The 9,781-nt window shown below is 74.0% G+C and carries 9 protein-coding genes; 6 read left to right on the top strand and 3 right to left on the bottom strand.

The window, feature by feature from the left end:
- From G9H71_RS19320 to G9H71_RS19295, 6 genes are all read left to right on the top strand, one after another.
- A partial coding sequence (locus tag G9H71_RS19320) for a DUF6541 family protein (RefSeq protein WP_166284421.1) occupies positions 1–1,602 on the top strand: 1,602 nt, incomplete at its 5' end.
- A 24-nt stretch (positions 1,603–1,626) separates the two neighbouring features.
- Entirely contained in the window at positions 1,627–2,355 is a 729-nt protein-coding gene (locus tag G9H71_RS19315; RefSeq protein WP_166284420.1) for a glycosyltransferase family 2 protein, read from the top strand.
- A gap of 254 nt (positions 2,356–2,609) precedes the next feature.
- Complete coding sequence (locus G9H71_RS19310; RefSeq protein ID WP_407939780.1) at positions 2,610–4,337, top strand: S8 family peptidase; 1,728 nt, start codon at positions 2,610–2,612, stop codon at positions 4,335–4,337.
- 132 nt (positions 4,338–4,469) lie between these two features.
- The gene (locus G9H71_RS19305) at positions 4,470–5,504 is read left to right on the top strand and encodes a glycosyltransferase family 2 protein (RefSeq protein WP_331273126.1); all 1,035 of its coding nucleotides are present in this window, start codon (positions 4,470–4,472) and stop codon (positions 5,502–5,504) included.
- A gap of 67 nt (positions 5,505–5,571) precedes the next feature.
- A complete protein-coding gene (locus G9H71_RS19300) occupies positions 5,572–6,033 on the top strand; it encodes an ATP-binding protein (protein WP_166284419.1) in 462 nt (153 codons plus the stop codon).
- Between the two features lie 58 nt (positions 6,034–6,091).
- Entirely contained in the window at positions 6,092–7,057 is a 966-nt protein-coding gene (locus G9H71_RS19295; RefSeq protein WP_166284418.1) for a DUF5926 family protein, read from the top strand.
- A gap of 185 nt (positions 7,058–7,242) precedes the next feature.
- On the opposite strand, the gene G9H71_RS19290 is transcribed toward G9H71_RS19295, so the two are convergent.
- The 3 genes from G9H71_RS19290 to G9H71_RS19280 all read right to left on the bottom strand — a co-directional run.
- The gene (locus G9H71_RS19290) at positions 7,243–8,472 is read right to left on the bottom strand and encodes an arginine deiminase (RefSeq protein ID WP_166284417.1); all 1,230 of its coding nucleotides are present in this window, start codon (positions 8,470–8,472) and stop codon (positions 7,243–7,245) included.
- A gap of 57 nt (positions 8,473–8,529) precedes the next feature.
- Positions 8,530–9,324 carry an SDR family NAD(P)-dependent oxidoreductase gene (locus G9H71_RS19285; RefSeq protein WP_166284416.1) on the bottom strand — a complete coding sequence of 265 codons (795 nt, stop codon included), beginning with the start codon at positions 9,322–9,324 and terminating at the stop codon, positions 8,530–8,532.
- A 32-nt stretch (positions 9,325–9,356) separates the two neighbouring features.
- On the bottom strand, positions 9,357–9,781 hold a 425-nt coding region (locus tag G9H71_RS19280), incomplete at its 5' end, for a LuxR C-terminal-related transcriptional regulator (protein ID WP_166284415.1).

Here is a 9,781-nt window from a genome sequence, read left to right as displayed (position 1 = left end):
CTGCTCGGGGCGCTCATGGGGCTGGCCGCGTGGCTGCCGGCTTTCCGCGACGGGCTCCCACCGCAGGGCAACGACGACGTCTGGCACGGCTACGCGACCGAGCGGCTCCTCCACCTCACCCACTTCGGGATCTCCGACCTCATCCCCGTCGTGACGACGCCGGGCTCGCCGATCGTCCCCTACCCCTACGGGGTCCACCTCGGCGGCGCAGCTGCTGCGGCGCTGACGCCCGGGGGGGTCCCCACCGCGCTCAACGGCCTCTGGGCCATCGCTGCCGGCGTCACGCTGCCGCTCGGCCTCGCCGCGCTGGCCTGGCTGGTCTTCCCCGGCCGGCCCACCGTCGCGCTCCTCGCGGGCCTGCTCGCACCCACGATCAATGTCTTCCCGTACGCCCTGAACGGCGTGCTGCCCTACGGCGTGACACTGTCACTGGTGCCGGGGTTCCTGGCCCTCCTGATCGCCCGCGCCCGCTACCGCCGAGTGGGCTGGGCACCCGTCGGCCTCGCGGCGTTCGGCATCTTCATCAGCCATCCCGCGGCGGCCGTCGCGGCTGCCGTCGTCGGCGTTCTGGTCGTCGGCGAGGCCGTGCTGCGCGGCCCGGTGCGCGAGCTCGGGGCGCGCGTGGCGCGGCTCGTGCCCGCGGGCGTCCTCGCGGGCCTGCTCGCCCTGCCGTGGCTACGCGGGAGCGAGGAAGGGGCGCCGGCCGTCCCCGCGGCGGTCACGGCCGCGCAGTACTCCACGGCGCAGGCCCTCCGGCAGCTGCTCGGGCTGCAGTCGCCGTGGACCCCCGCACAGCCCTTGCTCGGGGCGCTGGTGGTCGTCGGCGCCGTGACGCTGGCCTTCTGGCTGCGGCGCGGCTACGGGATCCTCGCGGCCTATGCCTTCTTCGGCGTGGTCTTCGTCGGCACCCTCGCCGGCTCGGGGTTGATCTCCCGCTTCACCGTCTTCTGGTACGGCGACTGGCACCGCACCTACGCCGTCGCCGTCATGCTCGCTCCCATCCTCGCCGCCGCCGGGCTCGTCGGCCTTGCCGGCCTTGCCCGCGCCGTCGAGTTCAGGCTCCATCCGCGCGGGCTGGGTGCGCGCGTGCTCACCGCCGCGACGGTCCTCGTGGCCCTCGTGTTCGCGCTCGAGGGTGCCCGCTACGTCGTGCGCGGACAGAGCACGGTGGAGACGACGTACGGCTCCGGGCTCGTCACGGCACAGGACATCGACCTCATGCATCGGCTCGCCGACGACATGGGCCCGGACGAGGTCGCCCTGAACTACTGGCTGGACGGATCGAGCTGGATGTACGCGGTGGCCGGAGTCCGCCCCGCGGTCCCGTACATCAACGCGGAGCAGATCGTCCCGGACATCGCGGTGCTGCAGCGCCCTGGAACCGCAGCCGCCGACCCGCAGGTCTGCCGGGTGATGCTCGAGGCGCACGCGACCCACGCGTATGCCGGCGACCGGCTGATCGACGGCAGCCCCAGCGGCTTCCTGCAGGAGCTCGAGGGCAACCCGACCCTGTTCCCCGAGATCGGCCGGACGGCGACGAGCGCCATCTTCCGGATCGACCAGGACGGCCTGCGCCGGTGCGCGGCGCTGGCCGGGCCGTGACGAGGACGCGGTGAGGGCGGCGCCGTGAAGCTCTCGATCCTCATGCCGGTCTACAACGAGGAGCGCACGCTGCAGCGTGCCCTGGACCGCGTCCTCGCCGTGGACTACGGCTGCGACGTCGAGCTGGTCGTCGTCAACGACGGCAGCGTCGACGGCACGGCCAAGATCCTCGACGCCGTCACCGACCCCCGCGTGCGGCGCGAGGACCACCCGGCCAACGCCGGCAAGGGGGCGGCCATCCGCACGGCTGCCCGGCTCGCCACCGGCGACTACGTGATCATGTGCGACGCCGACCTGGAGTACTCCCCGGAGGAGATCCCCGCCCTGCTCGCGCCGGTGCTGGCCGGCGAGAGCGCCGTGGTCTACGGCACCCGGTCGTTCGGCAGCCACACCGCGTTCTCGTTCTGGTACGTCATGGGCAACAAGGCCGTGACGATGGCGGCGAACGTGCTCTTCGACGCGTGGATCAGCGACCTGGAGACCTGCTTCAAGCTGCTCCCGCTCGACGTCTACCGGCTGCTCGACGTGCGGTCCGTCGGCTTCGGGATGGAGGCCGAGCTCACCGGCAAGCTGCTCAAGGCGGGCGTTCGACCCTATGAGGTGCCGATCAGCTACAAGGCGCGGCGCCGCGAGGAGGGGAAGAAGCTCACCTGGCGGGACGGCGTCGAGGCGCTCTGGATCCTCGCAAGGCTGCGGGCCGGCTACCGCGTCCCGCGCGCGCTGAGCGAGGTGCTCGCAGCCCGGGGCGCCTGAGCCGGGGCGGCGGGCCTGGCGGACAGCAACGGCACGACCTGAGCGGGACCTGAGAAAGAGCGCAAGTGAGCATCCTCTCAGGCAGATATGGGACAGAGTGGCGGCAAACGTCGTGTTGTATCGACGCTCGCCCTGAGTAATCAGGACGTCACGCCCGCAAGCCCCTTCCGCTGCTTCTCCCTCCGCTCTCGAGGAGCCTTGTGACCACTCCGTCCGTGCCGCGGCGCGTCCTGCGCCCGGTCCTGCGCCCGGTCCTGCTGGGCGCCTGCGCCACGCTCGGCGTCGCGCTCGCCACCTCTGGCACCGCCCTGGCCGCGTCCCCGGCCCAGCCCGAGGGCTCGGTCGTCGTCCCCCGCGGCGCCGAGCCCATCGCCGGCAGCTACATCGTCGTCCTCAAGGACGGTACGTCGGTCGCCCCGTCGACCAGCCTGCAGAACGCCGAGGCCGTCGCCGACAAGCACGACGCCCCGCGCGCCCACACCTTCACCCGTGCGCTGCGCGGCTTCAGCACCCATGTCTCGGCGAAGGCCGCGCGCCAGCTCGCCGCCGACCCGCGGGTGGCGTACGTCGAGCAGGACACGGTCGTCAGCGTCGCGGACACCCAGGCCCCCGCGGTCTGGGGCCTGGACCGCATCGACCAGCGCAACCGCCCGCTGAGCTCGTCGTACACCTACAACACCGGCGCCGCGAACGTCACCGCGTACGTCATCGACACCGGCATCCGCACGTCCCACGCCCAGTTCGGCGGCCGCGCCAGCATCGGCTACGACGCCATCGGCGACGGCCGCAACGGCCAGGACTGCAACGGCCACGGCACCCACGTCGCCGGCACCGTCGGCGGGTCGACGTACGGCGTGGCCAAGCAGGTCAAGCTCGTCGCCGTCCGCGTCCTCGACTGCAGCGGCAACGGCAGCAACTCCGGCGTGATCGCCGGCGTCAACTGGGTCACCGCCAATGCCGCCAAGCCGGCGGTCGCGAACATGAGCCTGGGCGGCTCGGCCTCCTCCGCGCTCGACGCGGCCGTCCGCAACTCCATCAACGCCGGGGTGACGTACGCCCTCGCCGCCGGCAACGAGAACGTCAACGCCTGCACCACGTCCCCGGCGCGCACCGCCGAGGCGATCACGGTGGGCGCCACGACCTCGTCCGACGCGCGGGCGTCGTTCTCCAACTACGGCACCTGCCTCGACGTCTTCGCGCCGGGCAACGGCATCCAGTCCGCGTACTACACGAGCGACACCGCCACCGCCTCGCTCTCAGGCACCTCGATGGCCTCGCCGCACGTGGCCGGCGCCGCCGCGCTCTACCTCTCGGCCAACCCGACCGCCTCGCCGCAGGCCGTCCGCGACGCGATCGTCTCGGCCGCGACGCCGGGCATCGTGGCGGGCGCCGGCACCGGCTCGCCGACGGCGCTGCTCTACACGGCCTCGTTCGGCCCCGCGGCCACCGCGCCGGCCCCTACTCCCACACCCACCCCCGCGTACGCGGACGGCACCCTGCTCAACCTCACGAGCACCGGGGAGGTCTACGTCATCGCGGGCGGCGCGCCGGTCTACGTCAGCACCTGGGACGCCGTCGGCGGCTTCCGGGCCTACACCGACATCAGCCAGGCCGCGTTCGACGCGCTGCCGCAGAAGCCGGCAGACGGCACGCTCGTGGCCTCCTCGTCCGGCGAGGTGTTCGTCTTCGCCGGCGGGGCGCCGATCTACGTCACCGACTTCAACGCCATCGGCGGGTTCCGCTCCTATACCCGCGTCGACAACTACGCCCTCGTCAACACGGCGGCGACCGGCCGGCTGTCGCACGTCTCCTACGTCCCGGCCGACGGCACCGTCCTCAAGGCCGGGCCGAACGGCCAGACGTACGTCGTGCAGGGCGGCGTCGCCCGTGCGGCCGCCGCGTCCGGCGGCACGGTCGTCGACCCGGCCGCGATCGCGCGCGCCGGCCAGGCCAGCCCGTACGACCACCTGCGCGCCGGCTGACGGGCGCTCGCACATCGGGGCACGCCCCTCCCGGCACTCCTTGCCGGGCGGGGGCGTGCCCCTCGGCGTTCCGGGCGCCCGCGGCCGGGTGGGTATCGTCGCTGCCAGGTCCTGGAGCGGGAGGCGGTCGCGGTGCTCAGCGTGGTCGTCCCGGTCTACAACGAGCGCGAGGTGCTCCCGCTCTTCGTGGAGCGGACGCGGCGGGCGCTCGACGGGCTCGGCGAGGCGTACGAGCTGATCGCCGTCGACGACGGCAGCACCGACGGCTCGCGCGAGGCGCTGGACGCCGCGGCGGACGTATGGCCGCAGCTTCGCGTGCTCCGGCTGCGACGCAACGCCGGCCACCAGGCGGCGATCACCGCCGGGCTCGCGGCCAGCCGGGGGGACGCCGTCGTCACGATCGACGCCGACCTGCAGGACCCGCCCGAGCTCATCGCCGACCTGGTCGCGGCCGCGCGGCGCGAGCAGGTCGACGTGGTGTACGCGGTCCGCTCCCGCCGGGACGTCGACACCGCGTTCAAGCGCGGCACCGCGCGGCTCTACTACCGCCTCATGCGCCGCATCGCCGGCACGGACATCCAGCCTGATGCCGGCGACTTCCGGTTGATGACCCGCCCGGTCGTCGACGACCTGCTCGCCCTGCCGGAGCGGCACCCGGTCTACCGGCTGCTCGTCCCGTGGCTGGGCTACCCGAGCACGACGGTCGCCTACGAGCGCGAGGCCCGCGCGGCAGGGCGCACCCACTACCCCCTCGGCCGGATGCTGCGGCTCGGGATCGACAGCGTCACGTCCTTCACCGCGTCGCCCCTGCGCTATGCCACCTGGCTCGGGCTCGCCGTCAGCTCGTTCTCGGCCCTGCTGGCGGTCTGGGCGGTCGTCGCCCGGCTCGCCGGCCACGTCGTCCCCGGCTGGACGTCGGTGCTGGTGGCCGTGCTCTTCCTCGGCTCGGTGCAGCTGCTCTGCGTCGGCCTGCTCGGGGAGTACCTCGGGCGGCTCTACGCCCAGTCGCAGGGGCGGCCGGCGTTCTACGTCGAGCGGCCGCGTCCCGGCCTAGCGTCCGATAGCCCTGTCGAGGGCGCTCTAGGGGCAAGACTAGACGGACCTAGAGAGGCGCAGAGAAGGGTCGAGGAAGCCGGCGGCGGCCCGACGGCGCGCCGCCGTGGCTGAGCCGTCGCCGTTTCCGTCGGCGGCCTCCGGGGCAGAACAGCGGGCAACGAGCAGGAGGGAGAACGGGGTGCTCGCGTCACCTGAGGTGGTCGCCACGGCGACGGTCCTCGTCCCGCACGCCTCCGCGAGCGTCGGCGCCACGCGCGAGCGGGTCGCCTCCGAGCTCCTCGCGCAGGGCCTGCCGCCCCGGCTCGTCGAGGACTCCGTGCTCGTGCTGTCCGAGATCCTCAGCAACGCGCTGAAGCACGCCCGGCCGCTCGCCGACGGCAAGGTCCGCGTGACGTGGGCGCTGCGCGAGTCCCGGCTCGAGGTGCAGGTGACCGACGGCGGCGCGTCGACCCGGCCCCGGGTCCTGCCGCTGCGCGCCTCGGCGACCGGCGGCCGCGGGCTCGGCATCGTGCGCAACCTCTCCGACGACTGGGGCGTCTCCGAGGACGGCGCCGAGACGACGGTCTGGGCGCGGCTGGACCTCGACGCGGACGCCCGCACGCTGCGGCTGCGGGAGTACTCCCCGCTCCGCGACCGCTGACCGGCGCTGTCCGGCGCTGACCGCGCTCACCCGGCGCCCGCGACTACCCTCGGTGCCCATGCCGACCTCTCCCGCCTCCGCCTCCTCCGCTCCCGACGTCCCCGTCGTCGGGCCGCGCCAGCCCTGCCCGTGCGGCAGCGGGAAGCGCTACAAGGCGTGCCACGGCAAGGAGGCGGCGCGCGAGTCCGTACGCCTCGTCACCCGCCCGTTCGAGGGGCTGGCCGGCGAGCCGGACTGGGTGGCGCTGCGCGAGGTCGTCCCGGCCGCGACCGCCCCGCTGCGGCTGCGCGAGTCCGGCGACCAGCAGGTGTCCGTGGCGACCGTGCTCCCGATGGCGTGGCCGGCCTACGTCCGCGCCGACGGCCACGTCTTCGTCGCGCTGCAGGTGCAGGGCGGCTCCGGTGACCCGAGCCGTGACCTCGCCGCCGCGCTGCTGCGCGCCCTGGACGCCGAGCCGGGCACGCCCGTGCCGCCGGAGGGGCTGCCGGGCCCGGGCCCGCGGCTGCAGGACCTGCTCGACGTCGACGCCCCGCTCGAGGTGACGGTCCACGACGGGTTCGGCTTCTGGATGCCCGCCGAGGGCGAGGACGCCCCCGAGGTCGAGGCCGCGCTCGCGGGCGAGGGGCTGCGCGCGGCCATCGACCGGGCGAACGCCGCGGCGACGCCGACGGTCCGGCTGGTGTCGGTGCAGGCGGCCTACTGGTGCCGGATGGGCGAGCGCGAGCACCTGCGCTGGGCGCTGCCGGAGGACGAGGAGGCGCTGCTGGACGGGCTGGCCCGGCTGCGCGCCGCCGGCGAGGACGGGGTCGGGACGGGCACCCGGCTGCTCGGCACCTTCCGTGCGCACGGGCTGCTCGTCCCCGTCTGGGACATCCCGCTCGGGACCGGCGCCGACGCGGTCGAGGATGCGGCCGCCGAGTTCCGGGCCCGGCTCGACGCGGCGCTCGCGAGCAAGGAGCCGCTGTCCGCGGCCGAGCGCAAGGCGCGCGCCAGCTTGCAGGGCCGCCAGCTCACGCTGCGCTGACCCGATCGGGTTAGTACGTCCGTACCATCCAACTCGTGGTCCCGTCGGCGAGCGGCGCCAGTGTGACCCAGATCACACAACCGGAGGAGGGATCGCTGATGCCCGCCCGACCGTTGCGGCGGCACTCCTAGTAGTGTCGGAAACCGGCCCGGGCGCTGCTGCATCCCCCGTCTGCAGCGCCCGGGTCACTCCATGTCCGGCGAGGCTCCTCCCCCGGACGCGGGCCCCAGCGGCTCCCGCTCGACCGGGCAGGACATGCAGCGCGGCCCGCCGCGGCCGCTGCCGAGCTCGCTGCCCGCGATGCTCACCACCTCGATCCCGGCCTTCTCCAGCCGCGCGTTCGTCTCGGTGTTGCGCTCGTAGGCCACGCACAGCCGCGGTGCGATCGCCAGCGTGTTGTTGCCGTCGTCCCACTGCTCGCGCTCGGCGACCACCGGGTGCAGCCCGGTGTCGATCACCCGCAGCCGGTCCAGGCCCATCGCGTCGGCTGCGGCGTCGAGGAACGGCCGCGGCCCGTCGACGCGCAGCTGGCCGGGCTCGTCGCCGGCGGTGATGGCGTACGCCTCCAGCGAGTGCGCGACGCCCGGGTACATCACCACGGCGTCGCGGTCGACCATGGTGCAGACGGTGTCGAGGTGCATGGTCGCCCGGCGCTGGGCCACCGGCACGGCGAGCACGCACGTCGCCAGCCCCTCGCCGAGCAGCCGGAGGGCGAGCCGCTCGACGCCGGCCGGAGCGGTCCGCTCACCGGTGCCGACCGCCACGACACCGGAGCCGAGGACCAGCACGTCGCCGCCCTCGAGCGGCTCGTCGGTCGGCTCGTAGACGTGCTGCGCGCCGGCGAACCGTGGGTGGTACGTGTAGACGACGCGCGTCAGCGTCGTCTCCCGCGCCCGGGCGGGCATCGCCAGCCGGGTCACCGCGACCCGGTCGCGCAGCCAGACGCTGGAGTCGCGGGTGAACAGCAGGTTCGGCAGCGGCGGGACGACGAAGTCGTGCGGCTCGAGCAGCCGGGCGACGAGCCCGGTGCCGCCGTGCACCTCCTCCGACAGCAGCCCCGCCACCAGGGCCACGGTGAGGTCGTGCGGGTGCAGCCCCTCCAGATGAGCGCGTACGCAGCGGCGCAGCGAGTCGCCGAGGTGCGGGCCGCTCACGGCCGCGGTGATGGCCTCCTCGCGGGCCGCCGGCTCCTGCAGGGCCTCCTCCAGCAGCGCGTCGAGCGTGAGCACCTCGACGTCGCGCGACCGGAGCGCCTCGGCGAACGCGTCGTGCTCCTCCTGCGCCCGGGCCACCCAGGGGATGCCGTCGAACAGCAGCGCGTCGTTGTTGCGCGGGGTGAGACGGGCCAGCTCGGGCCCGGGGCGATGGAGCAGGACGGTCCGCAGCCGCCCCACCTCGCTGTCGACGTACGCCATCCCGCCCTCCTTCCCCGGACCCCGCCGACGATCACCTGTTCCGGCGGGACGCGCGGCTCAGGGCAGGATCGCGTCGACGTAGCCGCCGTCGACGCGGAGCGCCCCGCCCGTCGTCGCGGAGGCCTGCTCGGAGCTGAGGTAGACAACCATGTTGGCGATCTCCTCCGGGCGGATCAGCCGCTGCAGCAGCGAGTTCGGCCGGTGCTCACGCATGAAGCGGGATTCGGCTTCCGTCCACTCGAGGTCCTCGCCCACCAGCTCGCCGACGAACTTCTCGACGCCCTCGGTCTTCGTCGGCCCGGCAACCACGGTGTTCACCGTCACTCCGGTTCCTGCAACGGCCTTCGCATATCCGCGCGAGACGCCGAGCAGTGCTGTCTTCGTGACGCCGTAGTGCACCATCTCGGCGGGAATGACGACAGCGGAGTCGCTGGCGAGGAACTGCACGCGGCCCCAGCCGCGCTCGGTCATGCCGGGAAGGTACGCGCGGGCCAGTCGGATGCCGGACAGCACGTTGACCTCGAAGCAGTGCAGCCATTCCTCGTCGGTGACGTCGAGCACCGGCTTCGGCCCGAAGATCCCGAGGTTGTTGACGAGGATGTCGACCGCGGGGAGCTCGGCGAGCAGCCGCTCGACCCCGTCGGCGGTCGCGACGTCCGCGGCCACGCCGACGATGTCGCTGTCGGCAACCTGTGCAGCGAGCTCGTCGCGCACGGCGTCGACCCGCTGCTGGTCGCGGCCGTTGACGACCACCCGCGCCCCTGCGGCGGCCAGCCCGCGCGCGATGGCCTTCCCGATGCCCTGGGTCGAGCCGCTGACGAACGCCGTCCGACCGCTCAGAGAGATGTCCATGGCGCCATCCTTCCCCCGGGCGGGCCCGGCGGTCAGAGGTGGTCGAGCTGCAGCCCCGCCTTCTCCGCCAGGAGGGTCGCCTGCGCACGGTCGGCGACCCGCGTCTTCGCGTAGAGCATGGAGAGCAGGTTGCGCACGGTCTTCTCCGTGACGGAGATGTCCCGGGCGATGACGCCGTTGGTGTGCCCCGCACGCAGGTGGGCCAGGATGCGCAGCTCGCGGCTGGACAGCTTGTCCAGCGGCGGAGGCAGCCGCGGCCCGTCGCGGTGCAGCGAGGTCAGCACGGTCAGGCCGACCCGCGGCCCGAGGACGACGCCGCCGCGGCCGACGACGCGCAGCCCCTCGATGACGACGTCCGGGTCGGAGGACTTGAGCATGTAGCCCTGCGCCCCGGCCCGCAGCGCCCGGCTGACCTGCTCGGGGTCCTCGTCCATGGTGAACATCATCACCGCCGCCG

This window comes from Motilibacter deserti, from assembly GCF_011250635.1.
Lineage (GTDB): Bacteria > Actinomycetota > Actinomycetes > Motilibacterales > Motilibacteraceae > Motilibacter_A > Motilibacter_A deserti.
Note: the sequence above shows the minus strand (reverse complement) of the source record. Positions and strands in the feature narration are given on the sequence as shown.